Here is a 20,473-nt window from a genome sequence, read left to right on the forward strand (position 1 = left end):
ATAATTATTTTTCAAATTTTGGCATTTTGTAAACTGAAGGCCATGGAGCAATAAAGCCAGCCTCAAGCAGCTCAATGTCAGTAATAGCTTGTTCATCCGTGACCAATTTAGGTTGGTCGTGGATCAAAGTTTGATAAACCGAATCGTAAAACAATCCGTAATCGCCTAACGGAGTTTTGATCTGCTTTTTGATCCAATCGCCATTTGAATTATGGTAATTAGCAACTCCGTAATACATTGGACTGTCTTCGCCAAAACCTGGCGTTCCTGGCATAATACCGGCCTTCAGGTCATTTTCTTGTTGGTCAGCACCATATTTAATAAATGATCCATTGGTTCCATGGACGATAAAGCGAGGATAATCCGTTGCAACATTAAATTCTGCCTTAACTTTGACCTTGTTTCGTGTTCCATAGTGAAGATCAACGTCAAAATAATTATCTACTGCATCTGCCACTTCGTTGTTACGAATATCGTAGGCAACAGTATCGGGACGTCCAAACAGAGCAACCATCCGATCCATCAGGTGAATACCTAATCCGTAAAAGGTCCCTTGTTCCTTAATACCAGGTTTTACAACTGTTCCTGGACGGTAATAATCAATATGAGATTCAACTTCCAAAATGTCTCCCAAAAATCCCTGTTCGATCACTTGCTTAACAGCTAAATAATCCCCATCAAATCGACGGTTTTGATAAGGAGTAACTAAAATGCCCTTTTGACGTCCTAATTCGAGCAACTCGCGTGCATGTTCAACACTGTCAACGAAAGGCTTTTCGACGATAACGGACTTATTAGCTAAAATAACACTCTTAGCTAGCTCATAATGCGTACTTGCAGGCGTACAAATTGTTACTAGGTCGACCTGTGGGTCATCTAGAATATCATCTAAATCAGTTGTAAAAACTGTTCCTTTGTCTTGATATGGTTTAGCCAAGGTTAGATCAACTGGCTTACGCGTATAAACCTTAGCAACCTCAAAATCTGGACGAATATTTAAATAAGGCAAATGGTAACGATTGGCAGACTTGCCAAACCCAATAAAAGCAATTTTTAATGACATACAAATTCTCCTTGTTTAGACATACATTAATCATATAATTTTGAGCAAAAAAAAACAGCCCAGAAGGGCTGTTTTTAAATCAAAAATGATTATTTGTTAAGGTTGTAGAAACTGTGGATACCTTTGTATTCTGCTTGTTCGCCAAGTTGATCTTCGATTCTCATCAATTGGTTGTACTTAGCAATACGGTCTGTACGACTCATTGAACCAGTCTTGATTTGACCTGCGTTTGTAGCAACAACAAGGTCAGCAATTGTTGTATCTTCTGTTTCACCTGAACGGTGAGAAACAACAGCTGTGAATCCAGCTTCTTTAGCCATTTCGATAGCTTCGAATGTTTCTGTAAGTGTACCAATTTGGTTAACTTTGATAAGGATTGAGTTAGAAACTCCCATATCAATACCCTTCTTCAAGTAGTCAGTGTTTGTAACGAACAAGTCGTCACCAACTAATTGAACTTTGTCGCCAAGGGCTTTTGTAACTTTTTGCCAGTCTTCCCAGTTGTTTTCATCGATAGGATCTTCGATTGTGATAACTGGATACTTGTCAACGATGTTTGCAAGTAAGTCGATGAATTCGTCTGTGCTCAATGAAGCACCGTTTTCGCCTTCACCCTTAAGATCATACTTGCCTGTTTCTGTGTTGTAGAATTCTGATGAAGCACAGTCAAAACCAATAGCGATATCATCACCAGGTTTGTAACCTGCTTTTTCAATAGCTTCTACCAAAATCTTGAAAGGAGCTTCGTTGTTGTCAAGGTCAGGAGCAAATCCACCTTCATCACCAACAGCTGTGTTCTTGCCTTGTGCTTCAAGAACTGCTTTAAGTGAATGGAATGTTTCTGAACCCATACGTACGGCTTCATGAATTGACTTTGCACCAACAGGTACGATCATGAATTCTTGGAAGTCAACGTTGTTATCAGCATGCTTACCACCATTGATAACGTTCATCATAGGTGTTGGAAGTACGTGAGCATTTGGTCCACCTAAGTATTCGTACAATGGAAGGCCAAGTTCGTCAGCAGCAGCACGTGCAGCAGCCAATGAAACACCAAGGATAGCGTTAGCACCAAGGTTACCTTTGTTTTCTGTACCGTCAAGCTTGATCATAGCGTCATCAATAGCTCTTTGATCAGTTACATCCATACCAATAACTGTCTTAGCAATCTTATCGTTAACGTTTGAAACAGCTTTAAGAACACCTTTACCACCAAAACGTGACTTGTCGCCATCACGTAATTCAACAGCTTCGTGTTCACCAGTTGAAGCACCTGATGGAACATCAGCGCGGCCAAAGCCACCTAATTCAGTATAAACTTCAACCTCGACAGTTGGGTTACCACGTGAGTCGAGAATTTCGCGACTTAAAATATCAGTAATTACAGACATATTGTAAAAATCTCCTTTACGATTTTTAATACATTTTCATTTTAACCTAAATTTTGTCAAAATAAATATAAGTTATTTTATTTAATTAATTATTTTTGATAGTTAACTAATGCAAGGAATGATTCAGGATCCATACTTGCACCACCAACGAGTCCACCATCAATATCCTCTTTGGCCATTAATTCTTTAACGTTAGCAGGTTTAACTGAACCACCATAAAGAATTCTGATCTTGTCAGCTGTATCTTGATCATACAAGCTAGCAATCTTTTCACGGATTACGTGAACCATTTCTTGTGCTTGGTCAGCAGTAGCAGTCTTACCAGTACCGATAGCCCAAATAGGTTCGTATGCAATAACTGATTTAGCTAAGTCAGCAGCAGAGATGCCTTTAACAGCAGCTTCGATTTGACCTGTAACCCAGTCTTCAGCTTTTCCAGCTTCACGTTGTTCAAGTGTTTCACCACAGCAGATGATTGGCAACATGTTGTTCTTCAAGATAGCGTGAGCTTTCTTGTTGATGTCTTCATCAGTTTCTTTGAAGTATTGTCTTCTTTCTGAGTGACCAATGATTACGAAATCAATGCCCATTTGTGAAAGAGCCAATGGACTGTTTTCACCAGTAAATGCACCGGCGTCTTCAAAGTAACTGTTTTCAGCAGCAGTCTTTAAAGGTGTACCTTCAGCACCTGCAACAAGTGTTGATAAATCAATAGCAGGAGCACCGATAATAGCTTCTACGCCTGATTCTGGCAATTTACCTTTGATACCGTCTAAAAATTCTTGGGTTTCCTTAGGATTTTTGTTCATCTTCCAGTTACCCGCAATAATAGGTGTACGCATAAATTAATTCTCCTTAATGACTATTTGTCTGAAATTGAAGCAATACCAGGTAATGTCTTACCTTCTAGGTATTCTAGTGATGCACCACCACCAGTTGAGATGTGAGTAAGCTTGTCAGCAATACCCAAACTCTTAGCAGCAGCAGTTGAATCACCACCACCAACGATAGTGATAGCATCTGATAAGTTACCTAGGGCACGTCCAACTTCAAGAGTACCTTCAGCAAACTTGCTCATTTCGAATGCACCCATTGGTCCATTCCATACAACAGTCTTAGCACCGTTTAACTTGTCTTTGAACAAGGCAACAGTCTTAGGACCGATATCCAATGCCATTTCGTCATCAGGAATATCTACGCCATCAGTAGTTGTTGCTTCAGCATCGTTTGAGAATTCTTTAGCAACGATGTGGTCTACAGGAAGCACGATCTTGTCGCCAGCTTTTTGAAGGAGGTCCTTAGCTAGATCAACTTTATCTGCTTCAAATAGTGACTTACCAATCTTGTGGCCTTGAGCAGCTAAGAATGTATAAGCCATACCACCACCGATTAAGATGTGGTCTGATTTTGGAATCAAGTTTTCAATAACACCGATCTTGTCAGAAACCTTAGCACCACCAAGAATTGTTACGAATGGGTGTACTGGGTTATCAACAGCGTTACCTAAGAATTTGATTTCTTTTTCCATCAAGAATCCAGCAGCAACTGGTTTGCCAGCAGCCTTCATAGCTGTTGAGATACCAACGTTTGATGCGTGGCTTCTGTGGGCTGTACCGAATGCATCGTTGACGAAAACATCGCCAAGTGATGCCCAGTATTCACCCAATTTAGGATCGTTTTTACTTTCGCGCTTGCCGAAGTCATTATCGATATCTTGGAAACGAGTGTTTTCCATCAATAGGATTTGACCATCTTGCAAGTTGTTAATAGCATCTTCAAGTTCTTTACCTTCGTTAACAGGTACGAACTCAACAGGCATGCCACTTAATTCTTGAAGTTTAGCAGCAACAGGCTTCAATGATAAAGCTTTCTTGTCTTCGTCACTCTTGATACGGCCCAAGTGAGAAAGCAAGATAACCTTTCCACCATGTTCTGAAACATACTTGATTGTTGGGATAGCACCAACGATACGGTTTGTATCGCCGACAACACCATCTTTAATAGGAACGTTGAAATCTACACGCATTAAGACTTTTTTGCCTTTTACGTCAACGTCAGAAACGATAAGTTTTGCCATTTTAAATCCTCCAGAGTATTTTCCTAAAAAAAAGACGGAAGGAGTTATCCTCCCTCCGCCAATTTAATTCACTAAATTAGGTTGTAAACTTCGCTATTTAACTAAAAATTAGTTTAAGCTAGCAAATTTTTCAAGTGTACGAACCATTTGTGCTGTAAATCCTGATTCATTATCATACCAAGCAACAGTCTTAACAACTTGAGCGTCGCCTGTACCAACGATTTGTGTTTGTGTTGGGTCGAATACTGAACCGAATGATGTACCGATAATATCTGATGAAACAATTTCATCATCGTTGTAACCGAATGATGGGTTGTTGTCAGTATATTTCTTAACAGCAGCATTTACTTGATCAACTGTAACTTCTTTGTCAAGAGTTGCAACTAATTCAGTAACTGAACCTGTGATAACTGGAACACGTTGTGCATGTCCATCAAGTTTACCCTTCAAGTCAGGAACAACAAGACCTAAGGCCTTAGCAGCACCAGTTGAATGAGGGATGATGTTAGCAGCAGCAGCACGTGCAGCACGAACATTACCTTTACGTTCTGGACCATCTTGAAGCATTTGTGTAGCTGTGTAAGCATGGATAGTTGTCATTGTACCAGCTTTGATACCGAATTCTTTGTTTACGGCATTAGCTAATGGTGCAAGACAGTTTGTTGTACATGAGCCAGCTGATGCAATCTTAACGTCGTTAGTCAAGATGTCATCGTTAACACCATAAACAACTGTAGGCATGTCACCTGATGGAGCTGAGATCAATACACGTTTTGCGCCTGCATCGATATGAGCTTGAGCTTTTTCTGTTGATGTGTAGAAACCTGTACATTCAAGAACGATGTCAACACCGTCGTTGCCAACCCATTTAAGGTCTGCAGCATTCTTTTCAGCGTATACAGGGATCTTCTTACCGTCAACAACGATACCATCTTCAGCAGCTGTGATAGCGTCTGATTTGAAGTTACCATGAGCTGTATCATATTTAAGCAAGTGTGCAAGCATTGCAGGTGATGTTAAATCATTGATTGCAACAACTTCCAAATCTGTTTTGCCTTCTGCTTGAAGAGCAGCGATACGGCGGAATGCCAAACGGCCAATACGTCCAAATCCATTAATACCAACTTTTGTAGTCATACAAAAATTCCTCCTTCAGGAAAGTAAAAATATATTATTTTAAAGGGTTATCCCTTAAAATCATCTTTGAGGCACCCTCATCAGTAATGAGTATGGTGTGAGAAGGTGCATTCTTCATGTAAGCTTCGATAGCAGTTGCCTTTGAAGCACCACCAGCGATAGCAATTACATTCTTAATATTAGCAAGGTCCCGAACATGAAGTCCAATTCTAGGTACCTTATATACAAGCTTACCATCTTGATCAAAGAAATCTCCAAACGCTTCTGCAACAGCATCGCTGTTGGTGATCGTTAGCTTGTCTTTATCAGACAGATTTCTTCTTTCAGCCATTACGCTTGCGGTTCCAATGCTATGAACAACAACGTCACATCTATATATTAAATCAAGCACTGATTTAATTGAAGCTTCATTTTGTAAAGATTCGAAGCTCTGTTCACTGATGTCCTCGGGCAAATACAGTGCCCGATGTTGTCCATGCGTTCTATTCGCCATTTCAGCACAAACACTGTTTGCCTGAATGATTACTGACTCTCCCACTCCGCCACGAGCTGGTAAGAATAATAAATCACGGTTCTTTGAAAGACTTGGTGATAAATTCCTAGCAACTCTGGCTAAAGTGCTACCGCCAGTAACAGCAATCAAACTCTTGCCATTAGGTAGAATAGATCCGAGCAACTGGTTGAGGCGCAATCCGAATGAGTCGACCACTCGATATTGCTTATCGGAATTACCAGGAAGTACGATGCAACGATCAATTCCTAGTTTCTTACTTAACTGTTGCTCTAAAAGTGCTGTTCCTTGAAAGTCAGCTAATAACTTATTCAGTTGACCATTGGCTTGAATTCCCGTCTTAGTTAGAGACATCCCTGACTTAGATGAATTAATCAATCCTTGATTTTTCAAAAGGTCTGTCTCAGTTCTAAGGCTTCGTTCAGTAACATTAAGGTCATCTGCTAGGACCCGACGGCCCACCGGTTCCATTAATTTAATACTTTGCAGTATTCTGAAACGTTTCTCGACTGTTTTAATGAAATCGGGAGCAACCAAATCCAACAATTCTAAATCACTATTGATTGTCATTTGATTTACTCCTTGGGACTAATCTTGTCCCTGTATGTCCTTTTGTGACCCATATACTCAAAAAATAAAAGCCCGGATAAACTTTGTTACCTCTCAAGCACAGTTCCTATTATAAACGGTCAGTTCATTTTTGCAAGTGCCAAGGCATCAAAAATGGAATGTTTTTTCATTAATGCTCCGTATTGCTGTTATAGCACAGTTTCTAATTTGGTTTTATCTAAAATTATGAATTAGAAATCATTTGAATAGTTATTTCTATTTAACTTTGAAGTCATCTTTGCGATAATATAACAGTACGCGTCGCTAGTATAATGGATAGCACTCAGGATTCCGGTTCCTGCAATGTGGGTTCGACTCCCACGCGACGCATTTCGCAAAGACTGATCATTACGATCAGTCTTTTTTTATTCATAATTCGCTAACTAACTTCTTATTATATGTATGAATTTATATAATGGTTATTGTTATTTTTTTAAGGCTCATTTAAGATGTAAGCGGTAATACATATTCATAATAATTAGAAGGTAGGGAATGATATGAAACGCAAGCGCTTGGTTCTACTATTCGCACTATTAGCTTTTGTTATGGTTATTGGTACTGCATGTTCTTCCAGCAACTCAAGTTCTTCGAAAGATTCGTCTGAAACAACTTTTAAAAAGACGAATACAAATGATTCGAAGAAGGATCCATCTCTGACAACTGTTACTAACGAGGTTGAGTCGAAGTTCAAACAGTTATCTTACAAGGATAAAAAGACCGGAGTGACATTAAGATACAACTTGTTCGTTCCAAAGAACTACAATAAAGACAAGAAATATCCTCTCCTAACATTTATCCCTGATGATTCAGTTACTGGCAAGAGTACTAAAACGGGGATCACGCAAGGATATGGTGGTAGTATTTGGGCCACTAACTCAGAACAAAAGAAACACGCCAGTTTTGTGCTAGTTCCAGTCTTTGATACTTCAACCGTTAGTGGTGGAGTTGGACAATTTGGTTCTTCAGTAGTTAAAAAGAATGTTCAAACTTATCTCGATCTAATGAAAAAACTTGAAAAAGACTACAACATCGATATGGACCGTCTATACGCTACTGGTCAATCAATGGGTGGTATGACAATGTTCTATCTAAATTCTCATTATCCTAATATGTTTGCTGCAACACTTTATGCATCATCACAATGGGATGTAAGTCAATTAGAGAAACTCAAGAATCAGAAATTCTTCTACATTGCTTCTGCTGGTGACCAAAATGCTTCAAAGGGTCAAAAGAACGTTATGAAGATGCTCAAAAAAGACGGTAAGAAATATACAACAACAACTCTAGATGCTCAAGTTTCCGCCAAGGAAAAGAATACAGCAGCTAACCAGTTGATGGACAAGAATCGAGATGCCAACTTTATAACTTGGAAGGCAGGAACGGTTCTCGAAAATGCCACGACTCATCTAGAGCACAATGCCTCATTTGATTATGCCTACACGATTCCAGCTGTTCGTGATTGGCTCTATAATCAATCAAAGTAAAATAACAATTTAAAACGAAAAGCAATCGATCAATTGACCGATTGCTTTTTTAATTTGCTGAAGTTTTGGTATATAGTTTGCGAATAAAGATGAAACAACATAATAGCAGTGTTAAACAAGCTGCAAAGCCTATCTTGATACCGACGAGTTCCCCACTGATCGTATGGATGTTTTCATGCTGATTTGAAACTGTGATTATGGCAATCAACAATGCTGTTCCAAAGGATGCAGCAACCTGTCTTAGCGTATTATAGAGTGCAACGCCATCTGGGATCAGCTCAGCTGGAAGATACGACAAAGCTTGAGTCTGAATTGGGATCAAGACTAAGACTAGTCCAAATTGGCGGATCGTTTGACCCAAAGTGACTGTCCAAATCGAGGTATCCTTATTGATCAACACTTGTAAAAATGTTCCGATACAGTCGATGGTAATACCGATCAATACTAGATTTTTTACAGGATATTTATCGAACAATTTACCGCTTATCGGCGACATGATGAAGGTCACCAACGCACCTGGAAATAGTACCAATCCTGAGATCAAAGCACTTTTGTGCATGACGTTCTGGACTAAAATCGGTAAAAGGATCGTATTTCCATACATCGTCACCATCAAGATCATGTTCAAGATGTTGGCAATGTTGAATTGGCTGTGTTCAAAAACTTTTAAATTGATAAAAGGATTTTTTGAATGGCCTTGAGTCTTCAAGAATAACCAGCCGAAGAACAGACCCAGGATGAACAAGCCACCGATGTTAAACGAAATAACGTTGTATTCACCAATATTTGAGAACGCCCACAGTAGACATAAAAGTCCAAAACTGGCTGTGATCAAACCTTTAACGTTAAAAGTCAGTTCAGTCTCATGCTTAACTTTTGGCATGAAGATGATGGCCAAGATTATTGAGATAAGCGTAAATGGCATGGTCAAGCTAAACAAATAGCGCCACGATAAACTATCAAGGATAAAACCAGAAACTGTCGGACCGACGATCGGTGAAAAATTAAATACGACTCCGATGATACCCATGACCGAACCACGATGCTTGGCATCAGCTGCCCGCATAGCAATAACGTTAACTAACGGAATCATTACCCCAGCACCGACCGCCTGGATCATTCGTCCAGCAATCAAAATAAGATACTGATTGGCAACTGTCCCGATCAATGAACCGACGAAAAAAATTGTCGAGAAGGTCAAAAATAAATTTTTGAACGAAAACTTTTTCATTAAAAATGCACTGGTTGGGATCATCAAAGCATTAGCGAGCATGTAACCGTTAGTCAGCCACTGTGCTGACGAGTATGAAACGTGAAACACGCGCATAACTGATGGCAGAGCTGTCGTCATCATCGTAGAACTGAGGACGCCAAAAAAACTACCAAATAGCACAATAAATAAAGATACACGCATTTCTTTTTTCATAAATAATCTCCAAATAGTTTAATGTTTCCTGAAAATCTTTCGATACAGAAACTTAGTTGACAAAAGCAACTTAAATTACTATATTGAAAACTAGTTGCTTTTGTCAACCATTGGAGGAATAAAAATGAAAAAAGAAGATATTTATAATATCCGAGAATTCGATCGTTTTTACACGAACGTTCTTCAATTAACTGATAAGTACCATTTGCACACTAAATTTACGATCTTGGAATCACGAATCTTGCTCGAAATAAATCGTGGCGTCAACACGGCTAATCAGTTGCTGAGTTTATTAAAGCTAGACAAAGGATACATTAGTCGCGTTTTGAAAAAATTGGAAACTGAAAATTTGATCACTAAAAAGGCTGATTCAAAGGACTTGCGGATCAAAGTCCTTGCTCTTACCGACGATGGCAAACAGGCTCTTGAAGATATCAACCAACGAGCAGATAATCAAATCGACAAGCTTTTTTCAAACGTTTCTGAATCAGAAATACCTGAGATCATCGACGCGATGAAAAAGATCCAAACTAAACTTAACCAATAAAGAGGATGTACTATGGCAACAATTTATTTAAGAAAATCTACCCTGTCTGACCTGGATGCGGTCATGGAAATAATCGAAGAAGCACGCGCCCTTTTAAAAAAAGATGGCAGTCCACAATGGCAAAACGGCAGCCCCAATCGTGACACCTTAAAAAATGATATTGAATCAGGAATCAACTGGGTACTGATAGTTGATGGAAAAATTGCTGGTGCCGCCACCCTGCTGGAATCTGCTGAACCTAGTTATTCAAAAATTTTCGAGGGTTCATGGAACAATACTACTGAACCTTATGCAACGACTCATCGAGTGGCTATCTCAAGTAAATTTCGAGGGATGCATTTAAGCAAATTCATGTTCACTAATCTGACCACAATTGCAATCGAACATGGTTTTAAAAATATGCGGATCGATACTCACGAAATGAACGAACGCATGCAAGGATTAGCCAAAAGCTTAGGATATCATTATCGAGGCATCGTCTACGTTGATGAACCAGTTGACGGCAAACGACTAGCATATGAATTGAATCTCTAGTCGCAAAATAGTTATAATATCGGGAATTATTGAAATAATATTAATAGTATAAAAATATTTTCAATATATCAGTGCTTCATTGTTGACCCCATATGATTTATATGCTAAATTAGCACTGTGCTTTTGAGAGTGCTAATTGACAATTCGCACTAATTAAAAATAGGAGGCATTTTATTTTATGTTAGTTCCTACAGTTATTGAACAAAGTTCTCGTGGCGAACGTGCCTATGATATTTATTCAAGATTATTAAAAGATAGAATCATTATGGTTTCTGGTGAAGTAAACAGTCAAATGGCTAATACCGTTGTTGCTGAATTACTATTCCTTGATGCTCAAGATTCTGATAAAGACATTTCAATGTACATCAACTCACCAGGTGGTTCTGTTACTGATGGTTTGGCTATCATGGATACAATGAATTTCGTTAAGTCCGATGTCCAAACAATTGCAACAGGTATGGCTGCATCAATGGCCAGTGTCTTGTTATCATCAGGTACAAAGGGCAAACGTTTTGCCTTGCCAAACTCAACGATCTTGATTCACCAACCTTCAGGTGGTGCTCAAGGACAACAAACTGAAATTGAGATTGCTGCTACAGAAATCTTGAAGACAAGAAAGAAATTAAATCAAATCTTGGCCGATAATTCTGGACAAACTCTTGAAACTTTGCAAAAAGATACCGAACGTGATAACTACATGTCAGCTCAAGAAGCTAAAGACTACGGTTTGATCGATGATATTATGACAAACAAAGCTGGAAAATAATTTCAGTTACTAAGCGGAATGCAAATTACTTGCATTCCGCTTTTTTTGTGCGAATAGACAAGTTCAATCAAATCAATTATTCTAATCAAGGAACTTAAGTTTACCTATAAGAAATCATGTAATAAATATTGTATATTATGACAATTTTTATATCTTAATCCGGTTCTTGCAGGACTTAATTCTAATTATAATAATGGTTGTTTGAAACAATCGAAATTAAACTACGCCCGTGAGTATATTTATTCATATTATGCGGATAGATAGTTTAATTCTTACAAATTGATTTTCAAATGATCGTGGAAGGAGAATTAACAATGGAGAATAATCAAATACAAAACTCCGTTAGTAGAAAATTTTTTGTCAGTACCTTGCTGGCCGGAACTTTTACAATGTCGATTAGTCAGTCGTCTCTGTCTACCGCCTATCCGACATTGATGAAGTTCTTTGGCGTCTCCGCACCAACTATTCAATGGCTGACCACTGGATTTATGTTGATAATGTGTATCATGATGCCGATCAGTCCTTGGCTATTGAATAACATTTCATTCAAGAACTTATTTTTAAGCGTCGTTGCTATCTTCGGCATTGGTACATTTGTCATTATTGTTGCGCCTAACTTCCCGATTGCCATGTTGGGACGGGCGTTAGAAGCAATCGGTGTCGGGATATTGTTCCCGTCGTTTCAATCAGTCTTACTAGAAATAACTCCACAGGAAAAACGTGGGACGACCATGGGCTTCGCTGGATTAGTCATGGGGTCTGCACTAGCTAGTGGACCAATTATTTCTGGTATCGTTTTGAACTGGTTGCATTGGCAAGGATTATTCGTGATCTTCTTGATCATCATGATTGCTATCTTTATTTTGGGACTATTTTTTATCAAAGACGTTATGCCTAGAAATAAAGTCAGATTGGACTTTATCTCAATTATTTATTTAGTTGGACTAGTTGGTTTGCTATACGTTGTCAACCAAGCTGGTGCTGCTCATTCCATGAGTACTAACCTTTGGATCATCTTGGTCATCAGTTTAGTTTTGACAGTCTTGTTCATTCACCGTCAACTATCTGTCAAAGAGCCACTGCTTGACCTCCAAGTTATGAAGCATTTCAATTTTGATCTAGCAATTTTACTAACTGGCTTTTCTTATATTTCATTGATTGTCGTTACAATCATCTATCCACTTTATTATCAAAACATTCTCGAAACTTCAGTCTTAGTTTCTGGTTTAGCACTAGTTCCACCAGCTATTTTATTGAGTATCCTCAATCCTCTAACGGGTAAATTAGCTGATAAGATTGGTTTCAAATCTACCTTACTTACTGGTATGTCGATGATCGTTGTTGGCTGGTTCTTACTATTTGTTTTGAACTTCAAATTAGGAATTTGGCCAATGATCTTGATTGCCATGTTGATCGAAGGTGGAAATGCCTTCGTCATGATGCCAGCGACAACTTTGGGTGGTAATTCATTACCTAAGGATTTGATTCCACACGGTACAGCCATCATTACGACTGTTCGTCAGTTACTCGGTTCACTCGGAGTTAGTTTGGCAACGTTGATCTTGGTTACTTCAAACCAAAATCATCGTCTGCCAGTAAACGGTGGTTTAGCTGGATACCACGCGGTATTTACATTCTTCTTCATCATCGCAATTGTCGGTTTGATATTTGCAATCATGGTTAAGGATTATAGTAAAAAATCAAATAGCAAATAAAAAAACACTCCTGCAGGAGTGTTTTTTTTATACCTTGGCCTCTTCAGCCATTTGATTTAACTTACGTAGTCGATGATTGATCCCTGATTTTGAAATAGCGCCACTTGGCACCATCTCGCCCAACTCTTTAAGCGATACTTCTGGATTATCCAATCTCAAAGTAGCAATCTCTTGTAGTTTTTGAGGAAGCGAATCTAAGCCGATCGTATCACGCAAATACTTGATATTTTCAACTTGACGTTCCGCTGCGGCAACGGTCTTATTGATATTAGCATTTTCGCAATTAACTAACCGATTAACTGAATTTCTCATATCACGAACGATTCGAATATCTTCGAATTTCAGCATCGCATTAGTTGCACCGATCAATTGTAAAAAGTCGGCAATACGCTCAGCTTCTTTCAAATAGACAATATAGCCATTGCGTCGTTTAGTGGTTCTGGCATTCAACCCAAAGTGATTCATCATTTCAGCGATATCTTCATTGTGTGATTCGTACAATGAGTAAATCTCTAAATGATATCTTGAGGTCTCTGGATTATTAACGCTTCCGGTCGCCAAAAACGCTCCACGTAAATATGAACGCATTCTTTGATCTTCATTCAAGATGTCTGGCGTGACATCAGTGTTGATGGACAACCCAGTCTCATCTAAAATTCCTAAGTCTTGCAGTACTTCATTAGTGTTTCTTTTGAGTCGAACTAGATATTGATTATTCTTTTTCAACTTCATTTTCTTACGAACTAAAAGTTCAGATTCCATACCGTATTTTTGCTTGATCAATGAGAAAATTCTCCGAGCGATTGCCGGATTTTCTGTTTGAGTAGTCAAAACGAAATGATGGTTCTGTAAACTCAACGAACCGTTCATTCGAATAAGAGCGGACAACTCGACACGAGCATGCTCTGGATGGACCTCTAAACCAGTGAGTTCTTTTTTAACCTCACTTGCATAGGAAGCCATTATCTCACCTCATTTTTTCTATTTCCCGACTGGAACGCCAAATTCAAGATTTCATGAGCGATCTTATCGCCATCATGAAAGGCTCCATTGTCTCTTAACTTCAAGAAGTCGTCTTGGATCACGCGACATCCCATTTCTCTCAATGTCTTGAAGTCTGGTTCTACTTGGTTGATGTACTCGTCGTATTTTTTGTGGTTAACGAATCCATCTGGAACTTTACGAGTATTCACCAAAACAGTATCAACGTAATTTCCACCTAAGTGGCGGTCAAGGACCTTCACGTGATCTGCATCGGTAAATCCTTCAGTTTCGCCGATCTGCGTCATAATATTGCAAATGTATACGACCTCTGCCGGCGTTTCTTTGACTGCTTCACCAATTTGTTTGATCATCAAGTTTGGCAAAATACTGGTAAACAAACTACCAGGTCCCAATACCACCACATCAGCTTGCATGATTGCTGCCAAGACTGGTAAAACCGTCTCTGGCTCCTTTTCAGGTTCGTCAGAATTAGTTACCCAAACACGCTTAACGTGTTTACCTGAGTGAGTAATTTCATGTTCCCCGGCCAATGTAGTGCCATCAGTGAATTCTGCATTCAACGTCAATTTAGTCGTTGAAGCTGGAAAGACATTACCATCGATTCTCATCATTTTTGATAAAGTCTGAACCGCATCAAAAATATTAGGCGACATTTCGCTCAAAGCCGCAATGATCAAATTGCCTAAAGCATGCCCTGAGAAAAAGTCGTCATCACTCTTAAAACGATGTTGGAACACTTCTAATTCTTCATTAGGAAGATCAGACAGCGAAGCCAAAACGTTTCGAATATCCCCTGGTGGTACAACGTTGATATAATTTCGAATAATACCAGATGAACCGCCATCATCAGCAACGGTAACAATCGCCGTGATGTTAGCATCTTCTTTTCTTAAACTGTTTAAAATAACTGGTAAACCAGTTCCCCCACCTATAACAACAACCTTTGGACGACGTCCTTTAACAACTCGAACTATCCTATTTGCTGCCATGTTCAATAACCTTCTTTTGAGATTTTTCTGCATCACGGTGAGTAATATCAACGTAATACTTGTCCTTGAGATCGTTGCCTAGTCTTTCAGCAATCGCAACTGAACGGTGTTGGCCGCCAGTACAACCGATTGCAATTGTCAAACTAGTCTTACCTTCTTTTTCATAACCTGGCAAAATGTATTGCAGCAAGTCATAAAGTTTCTTATAGAAAGTTTCCGTCTCTGGACTATCCATCACGTAATCGTAAACAGACTTGTCCTTACCGGTCAGTACCTTAAGTTCAGGAACGTAGAATGGATTTCTTAAAAAACGAACGTCCATCACAATGTCGGCATCAATTGGCAGACCGTATTTAAATCCAAATGACATCACTTCAACATGAAATGTTGGAACTTCGGAAGATTCTTGGAAATTGGAGAAAATTTCTTCACGCAATTGGCGAGGCGACAAATCAGTTGTATCAATGACTACTTGTGCACGCGACTTCATTTCGCTTAAAAGTTCACGTTCCTTATGGATTCCGTCGAGCAAGCGTCCTTCCATTGCCAATGGATGACTGCGACGTGTTTCTTTATAGCGAGAAACTAGTTCTTCGTCTGAAGCATCCAAGAACATGATCTTCATTTCAACCTTTTGATTCTTCTCTTGTTCATCAGCTTGCGTTTCAGCCAACATTGAGAAAATCTCATCGTAAAAATCTCTTGAACGAATATCTACAACTAGAGCTACTTTATTGATCTTGCCAGATTCATTTACTAATTCCCAAAACTTTGGCAATAAGTTAGGTGGCATATTATCAATACAGAAGTAACCCAAGTCTTCAAAGGATTGCATGGCGACCGTTTTACCAGCGCCACTCATCCCAGTTACAATCACTAAGCTAAGTACTTTTTTTGCCATTGTGCACCTCACATTCGAATTTCATCATAACATAACGACCCGGGCGTGTCATTCGAGAAATCTTTTAAAAAATTTTCTTATAGTATATTACTGAAATTGCGATAGAATTAGATTTAGCTTTTGAGGGGAGAAACACTTATGGATACGGTCTTTTTATTCCTACTATTAGTTTTAGCGGTAGTAATCTCAAATATAATTTTTTGGCGCTTTGATTCCATTCCTGTCGCATTTTTTCAAATTGCAGCGGGACTAATCTTATCAACATTGCCAATTTACGCAAATTTTCATCTGGAACCAGAAGTGTTCCTACTTGGGATCATTTCAGTCTTAATGTTTAACGATGGACAGCATACTAGCATGTCTAGGCTTACTCATCAGTTTGGAACGACTTTTTCGTTATCAGTCGAACTGGCGATTGTCTCGATCGTAGTCGTAGGATTTGTGACCCATCTATTGATCCCAGCATTATCGTTAGCATTGGCTTTCGCACTCGGAGCAATTATTACTCCCACTGATGCAGTAGCAGTCTCTTCGATCACCAATAAAATGGTCATCCCAAAAGACGTCATGACAACTTTGGAAAACGAATCATTGTTCAATGACGCATCTGGTATCGTCGCCTTAAACTTGGCCATCGCTGCCGCGGTGACCGGTCAATTCTCGGTTATGCACGGTATTGGAAACTTTCTATATGTATTCTTCGGTGGGATCATTGTTGGCGCAATCTTAGGTTCCTTGATAGTCATGATCAGATTACGTTTTATTAACATGAATATCGATACTGCTTCAGTTCTAGTTCCCTTCACCCTACTGACTCCGTTTGCTGTCTATTTGATTGCTGAAGCACTCGGTGTTTCGGGAATTTTAGCCGTCGTCATGACTGGATTGCTTCACGGCGTTCAACAAAATCGTCTGAAATTGACTAGTTCCCGTGTTCAAATAATTATGACTAACACGTGGTCAGTCGTCTCAAGTTTGTTGAACGGAATTGTTTTCGTCTTGCTCGGCTTATCGCTGCCTCGTGTTATCATCAATATCAGTCAACATCACGGAAATAGCTCTGTAGCAACTTTGTTTGGCGTTGGGATCTTGCTTTACTTGATCATGACCTTATTGCGTTACCTATGGACTCGCTTCGATTTCGCCAGGATCAGAGCTTGGGACAATCATCAAAAAACTGGTAATAGCTTTATCATGGCTTTAAGTGGCGTCCATGGAACAATCACGTTAGCTATGGCGTTTTCATTACCAATGACGTTGAACGGTCAAACATTCAATGCTCGAAACGATATCATCTACATCGCTTCAATCGTGATCTTAGCTAGTCTGATCGTACCAACGCTAGTACTGCCCTTCTTTTTACCAAAACAAAAAATTGATTTTACCCAGGCTGAGCTTTCTCAAGCTAAAGACGAAATGGTGAATAATGCCATCAAAATGGTTGCGACTAACCACGGCAATTCTGCTTCAGCCAGTCAAATAGTTACTATTCTTGACGGTCAGCGTATGGTCATTGAACGTGGCGATAGGAATACGCTCAATCAATTATTTGATAAGTGTTACGAGATCGAGAAACAGACAGTCGACCAAATGATTGAAAATGACGAAGTTTCCGTTAATGATGCCCAAATATACTTACGTGTTGCTCAACGAATAGCGATTCAAAATCAACAAAATCCTTGGCAACGAATAATGATGTTTTTTAATTTCAGAATTCGTGACAAAGTTTCAATGTCCGAATCTGCTCGCAAAAAAAGACAACTGCTTCGCCAAAAGAAACGTGGACGTAAAAATGTTGGACGTGGGGAAATGATCAAGCGCAACAAAGAAATGTGGACCATGATGCGTGACATCGAGGTTAAACCGTATGCTGATATAACCAAATTTTTGAATACTAAGATGACTAATGAAAACGCTCGTGAAGTTTCTATTGTTAGAACTGCTTATGATCAACGTCATCGTCGACTCGTCGGTGAACAATCATTTGTTGACGAACAAAATGCTATGTTGAGTGAAGCTTTCCAAGAAGAATATAACTTCATCCAAAACCAAATCCTGTCAAAAAGATATAGTCGTGAACTTGGACGAGAATTAAATGAACAAGTATCCACCGATCGGGTCGTCTTTTTACAGTCAATTGAAGATTAAAGATAAGTCAGACAGAGGTCTGGCTTTTTTATTAAATACAATATTTTTTATAACAAATTGCGATACACTTGAGACATTGAAAGCAACATCCAAATCATCCGAGGGGGACGATTTCACATGGAGACATTCTTTCTGATTTTTATTTTGATCATTGCGGTCATTGTCACAAATGCACTTTATACCAAATTTAAGCTTTTCCCGGTCGCATTTTTGCAAATTGCAGCCGGTTTGATTTTATCGATTTTACCAGTATTTCGACATTTTGAACTTGAGCCGGAAATTTTTATGTTAGTGATCATCTCAATGCTGATGTTTAACGATGGTCAAAATACCAATTTATCAAGATTGACTCGGCACATGGGGACAACTTTTTCATTGGCGGTTGAACTTGTGATCATCACTATCTTGATTGTCGGCTTTTTAACACATTGGTTGATCCCAAGTATTTCATTGGCCTTGGCATTTGCCCTCGGCGCAATCATCGTACCAACTGATGCGGTCGCTGTTTCATCGATCACTACCAAAGTTTTGGTTCCAAAAGACGTCATGAATACTCTTGAAAATGAGTCGCTGTTCAACGATGCATCTGGTATCGTCGCCTTAAACTTAGCGATTGCTGCCGTAGTTACTGGGCAATTCTCGCTCTGGCATGGAATCGGTAACTTCCTGTATGTATTTTTTGGGGGAATAATTGTTGGTTTGGTTCTAGGAATAATCATCATTAACATTCGGATCCGATTCATTAAGGCTCATGTTGATACACCTTCAGTCATGGTCCCTTATACGTTAATGACGCCTTTTGTAGTTTACTTAGCAGCTGAAGCAGTCGGAGTTTCGGGAATTTTAGCAGTCGTCGTCACTGGATTGCTCCACGGCGTCCAACAAAACCGTCTGCGACTAACTTCTTCAAGGCTTCAAATTGCCATGACTACAACTTGGTCTGTTGTGGCCAGTGCCCTAAACGGTATCGTCTTTGTTCTACTAGGTTTGTCATTGCCAATTGTCATCAAGGACTTGTCGCATAATGACACCGGATCAGTTATTACCTTAGTTGGCGTTGGTATCCTACTATATTTAGTCATGACGCTATTAAGATTTCTGTGGGTCCAATTCGACTTTGCCAGAATTCGTTCCTGGAACAAGCATGACAAATTGATGAATAGCATCGTTATGGCTCTTAGCGGCGTTCACGGGACCATTACCTTGTCATTGGCGTTCTCATTGCCATTAACGCTCCACGGGCACGCATTTACCTTTAGAAACGATTTGATTTTTATTTCAGCAGTCGTTATTTTAACTAGTTTACTAATTCCAACAATAATTCTGCCGTTAATGTTGCCAAATAAAGTCAGCAAATATTCTGAAGACGAATTGGTATCAGTCAAAAGCAAAATGGTCGATGATGCCATAAATACCCTATTAGCAAAAAATTCGAAGTCCCCAGCTGTCAGCCAAGTCATCAGCGTACTTGATGGTCAGAGGATCGTTGAGCGTCGCGCCGATAGAAACAAACTGGCAGAAATATTCAATCATTGTTTTGAAATTGAAGAAACGACGGTTGAAAAAATGTATGACGAACAAGGAATCACTCAGTCCTTGTTTGAAGCTTATATGCGAGTCGCTCAGACCACGGTTCAGCAATATCAAAAACAAGGCTGGGAAAAATTCCATTGGTTCTGGCGTTTTCAGATTGTTAGTCGACTATTCTTCACTAAAGAAGGTCGGGCATCTAGAAAAATGCGCAAACAAATGCGTCCGGCATCGATCGATCCTGATAAAGCCATGGAGATCAATCGTCAATTCTGGCAAAAAATCGCCAAGATCGAAACCGAACCATATAACAAGGTGGTCACTTATTTAAGCGAAATTTACAACGATGATAATTCTCGTGAAATTGGGATCGCTCGTCGTGCTTATGACGAAAGACATCGTCGCTTAAACTCAAATGAGCAATTCGTAGCCGAACAAAATGAGTTATTGATCCAAGCATTCCAACAGGAATACAACTTTGTTTACGCTCAATCTACTGCGAAAAAAATCAATGCAGCCTTGAGCAACGCTTTGTATGAACAAATTTCAACTGACCAATTAGTCTACACGCAATCGGTCGGGCCATCAGATTAAACTAAAAAATCACTGTTCGCGTTTTGCTGAACAGTGATTTTTTCTT

17 protein-coding genes and 1 tRNA gene are annotated in these 20,473 nt (G+C 39.3%); 8 read left to right on the forward strand and 10 right to left on the reverse strand.

The genetic code is table 11. From position 1 onward, the window contains the following. Nucleotides 1-4 precede the first annotated feature (4 nt). The 6 genes from LKF16_RS04495 to LKF16_RS04520 all read right to left on the reverse strand — a co-directional run bounded on the left by LKF16_RS04495 (nt 5) and on the right by LKF16_RS04520 (nt 6,749). Complete coding sequence (locus tag LKF16_RS04495) at nt 5-1,063, reverse strand: oxidoreductase (protein WP_291469040.1); 1,059 nt, start codon at nt 1,061-1,063, stop codon at nt 5-7. An 89-nt stretch (nt 1,064-1,152) separates the two neighbouring features. After that, entirely contained in the window at nt 1,153-2,454 is a 1,302-nt protein-coding gene (gene eno / locus LKF16_RS04500; RefSeq protein ID WP_291469042.1) for a phosphopyruvate hydratase, read from the reverse strand. A gap of 89 nt (nt 2,455-2,543) precedes the next feature. After that, a complete protein-coding gene (gene tpiA / locus LKF16_RS04505) occupies nt 2,544-3,296 on the reverse strand; it encodes a triose-phosphate isomerase (RefSeq protein ID WP_291469044.1) in 753 nt (250 codons plus the stop codon). Nucleotides 3,297-3,316: 20 nt separating this feature from the next. Then, a complete protein-coding gene (locus LKF16_RS04510) occupies nt 3,317-4,531 on the reverse strand; it encodes a phosphoglycerate kinase (RefSeq protein ID WP_291469045.1) in 1,215 nt (404 codons plus the stop codon). Nucleotides 4,532-4,639: 108 nt separating this feature from the next. Next, complete coding sequence (gene gap, locus LKF16_RS04515) at nt 4,640-5,668, reverse strand: type I glyceraldehyde-3-phosphate dehydrogenase (protein ID WP_291469047.1); 1,029 nt, start codon at nt 5,666-5,668, stop codon at nt 4,640-4,642. A 34-nt stretch (nt 5,669-5,702) separates the two neighbouring features. After that, nucleotides 5,703-6,749: a sugar-binding transcriptional regulator gene (locus LKF16_RS04520; protein WP_291469048.1), complete on the reverse strand. Its 1,047-nt coding sequence runs from the start codon at nt 6,747-6,749 to the stop codon at nt 5,703-5,705. 297 nt (nt 6,750-7,046) lie between these two features. On the opposite strand from LKF16_RS04520, the gene LKF16_RS04525 reads away from it, so the two are divergent. Continuing rightward, a tRNA-Arg gene (locus LKF16_RS04525) sits at nt 7,047-7,118 on the forward strand. Between the two features lie 167 nt (nt 7,119-7,285). Further along, on the forward strand, nt 7,286-8,272 hold the full coding sequence (locus tag LKF16_RS04530; RefSeq protein WP_291469050.1) for an alpha/beta hydrolase-fold protein: 987 nt from the start codon (nt 7,286-7,288) through the stop codon (nt 8,270-8,272). Nucleotides 8,273-8,321: 49 nt separating this feature from the next. Here LKF16_RS04530 and LKF16_RS04535 read toward each other — a convergent pair whose 3' ends face one another. Further along, nucleotides 8,322-9,698, reverse strand: coding sequence for an MDR family MFS transporter (locus tag LKF16_RS04535; protein ID WP_291469052.1), 1,377 nt, complete (start codon nt 9,696-9,698; stop codon nt 8,322-8,324). Nucleotides 9,699-9,822: 124 nt separating this feature from the next. Between LKF16_RS04535 and LKF16_RS04540 the strand changes: the two genes are divergently transcribed. The 4 genes from LKF16_RS04540 to LKF16_RS04555 all read left to right on the forward strand — a co-directional run bounded on the left by LKF16_RS04540 (nt 9,823) and on the right by LKF16_RS04555 (nt 13,260). Continuing rightward, nucleotides 9,823-10,245, forward strand: a complete 423-nt coding sequence (locus LKF16_RS04540) for a MarR family winged helix-turn-helix transcriptional regulator (protein ID WP_291469055.1) — start codon at nt 9,823-9,825, stop codon at nt 10,243-10,245. 12 nt (nt 10,246-10,257) lie between these two features. Continuing rightward, the gene (locus tag LKF16_RS04545) at nt 10,258-10,779 is read left to right on the forward strand and encodes a GNAT family N-acetyltransferase (protein WP_291469057.1); all 522 of its coding nucleotides are present in this window, start codon (nt 10,258-10,260) and stop codon (nt 10,777-10,779) included. 178 nt (nt 10,780-10,957) lie between these two features. Further along, entirely contained in the window at nt 10,958-11,545 is a 588-nt protein-coding gene (locus LKF16_RS04550; RefSeq protein WP_291469058.1) for an ATP-dependent Clp protease proteolytic subunit, read from the forward strand. Between the two features lie 314 nt (nt 11,546-11,859). Beyond that, on the forward strand, nt 11,860-13,260 hold the full coding sequence (locus tag LKF16_RS04555) for an MDR family MFS transporter (protein ID WP_291469060.1): 1,401 nt from the start codon (nt 11,860-11,862) through the stop codon (nt 13,258-13,260). Nucleotides 13,261-13,287: 27 nt separating this feature from the next. Here LKF16_RS04555 and whiA read toward each other — a convergent pair whose 3' ends face one another. Genes whiA through rapZ form a run of 3 tightly spaced genes read right to left on the reverse strand, consistent with a single transcriptional unit; the run spans nt 13,288 to nt 16,155 of the window. Continuing rightward, nucleotides 13,288-14,223, reverse strand: a complete 936-nt coding sequence (gene whiA / locus LKF16_RS04560; RefSeq protein ID WP_291469062.1) for a DNA-binding protein WhiA — start codon at nt 14,221-14,223, stop codon at nt 13,288-13,290. Continuing rightward, nucleotides 14,223-15,254, reverse strand: a complete 1,032-nt coding sequence (locus LKF16_RS04565) for a gluconeogenesis factor YvcK family protein (RefSeq protein ID WP_291469064.1) — start codon at nt 15,252-15,254, stop codon at nt 14,223-14,225. Before LKF16_RS04565 ends, whiA begins: the two co-directional genes overlap by 1 nt. After that, entirely contained in the window at nt 15,241-16,155 is a 915-nt protein-coding gene (gene rapZ, locus LKF16_RS04570) for an RNase adapter RapZ (RefSeq protein WP_291469066.1), read from the reverse strand. The genes LKF16_RS04565 and rapZ overlap by 14 nt, the downstream gene beginning before the upstream one ends. Nucleotides 16,156-16,293: 138 nt before the next feature. On the opposite strand from rapZ, the gene LKF16_RS04575 reads away from it, so the two are divergent. After that, nucleotides 16,294-18,303, forward strand: a complete 2,010-nt coding sequence (locus tag LKF16_RS04575) for a cation:proton antiporter (protein ID WP_291469068.1) — start codon at nt 16,294-16,296, stop codon at nt 18,301-18,303. A 117-nt stretch (nt 18,304-18,420) separates the two neighbouring features. Beyond that, the gene (locus LKF16_RS04580) at nt 18,421-20,427 is read left to right on the forward strand and encodes a cation:proton antiporter (protein ID WP_291469070.1); all 2,007 of its coding nucleotides are present in this window, start codon (nt 18,421-18,423) and stop codon (nt 20,425-20,427) included. Nucleotides 20,428-20,473 lie beyond the last annotated feature (46 nt).

Origin of the sequence: Companilactobacillus sp., assembly GCF_022484265.1 — a bacterium.
Taxonomy (GTDB): Bacteria; Bacillota; Bacilli; order Lactobacillales; family Lactobacillaceae; genus Companilactobacillus.

What these genes read in the sequence shown, in the direction of transcription:
- LKF16_RS04495 (WP_291469040.1), bottom strand. Translation starts at nt 1,063, where the DNA reads ATGTCATTAAAAATTGCTTTTATTGGGTTTGGCAAGTCTGCCAATCGT.
- rapZ (WP_291469066.1), bottom strand. Translation starts at nt 16,155, where the DNA reads ATGGCAAAAAAAGTACTTAGCTTAGTGATTGTAACTGGGATGAGTGGC.
- LKF16_RS04550 (WP_291469058.1), top strand. Translation starts at nt 10,958, where the DNA reads ATGTTAGTTCCTACAGTTATTGAACAAAGTTCTCGTGGCGAACGTGCC.
- eno (WP_291469042.1), bottom strand. Translation starts at nt 2,454, where the DNA reads ATGTCTGTAATTACTGATATTTTAAGTCGCGAAATTCTCGACTCACGT.
- LKF16_RS04555 (WP_291469060.1), top strand. Translation starts at nt 11,860, where the DNA reads ATGGAGAATAATCAAATACAAAACTCCGTTAGTAGAAAATTTTTTGTC.
- LKF16_RS04545 (WP_291469057.1), top strand. Translation starts at nt 10,258, where the DNA reads ATGGCAACAATTTATTTAAGAAAATCTACCCTGTCTGACCTGGATGCG.
- LKF16_RS04520 (WP_291469048.1), bottom strand. Translation starts at nt 6,749, where the DNA reads ATGACAATCAATAGTGATTTAGAATTGTTGGATTTGGTTGCTCCCGAT.
- whiA (WP_291469062.1), bottom strand. Translation starts at nt 14,223, where the DNA reads ATGGCTTCCTATGCAAGTGAGGTTAAAAAAGAACTCACTGGTTTAGAG.
- LKF16_RS04535 (WP_291469052.1), bottom strand. Translation starts at nt 9,698, where the DNA reads ATGAAAAAAGAAATGCGTGTATCTTTATTTATTGTGCTATTTGGTAGT.
- LKF16_RS04530 (WP_291469050.1), top strand. Translation starts at nt 7,286, where the DNA reads ATGAAACGCAAGCGCTTGGTTCTACTATTCGCACTATTAGCTTTTGTT.
- LKF16_RS04565 (WP_291469064.1), bottom strand. Translation starts at nt 15,254, where the DNA reads ATGGCAGCAAATAGGATAGTTCGAGTTGTTAAAGGACGTCGTCCAAAG.
- LKF16_RS04580 (WP_291469070.1), top strand. Translation starts at nt 18,421, where the DNA reads ATGGAGACATTCTTTCTGATTTTTATTTTGATCATTGCGGTCATTGTC.
- LKF16_RS04510 (WP_291469045.1), bottom strand. Translation starts at nt 4,531, where the DNA reads ATGGCAAAACTTATCGTTTCTGACGTTGACGTAAAAGGCAAAAAAGTC.
- tpiA (WP_291469044.1), bottom strand. Translation starts at nt 3,296, where the DNA reads ATGCGTACACCTATTATTGCGGGTAACTGGAAGATGAACAAAAATCCT.
- LKF16_RS04575 (WP_291469068.1), top strand. Translation starts at nt 16,294, where the DNA reads ATGGATACGGTCTTTTTATTCCTACTATTAGTTTTAGCGGTAGTAATC.
- gap (WP_291469047.1), bottom strand. Translation starts at nt 5,668, where the DNA reads ATGACTACAAAAGTTGGTATTAATGGATTTGGACGTATTGGCCGTTTG.
- LKF16_RS04540 (WP_291469055.1), top strand. Translation starts at nt 9,823, where the DNA reads ATGAAAAAAGAAGATATTTATAATATCCGAGAATTCGATCGTTTTTAC.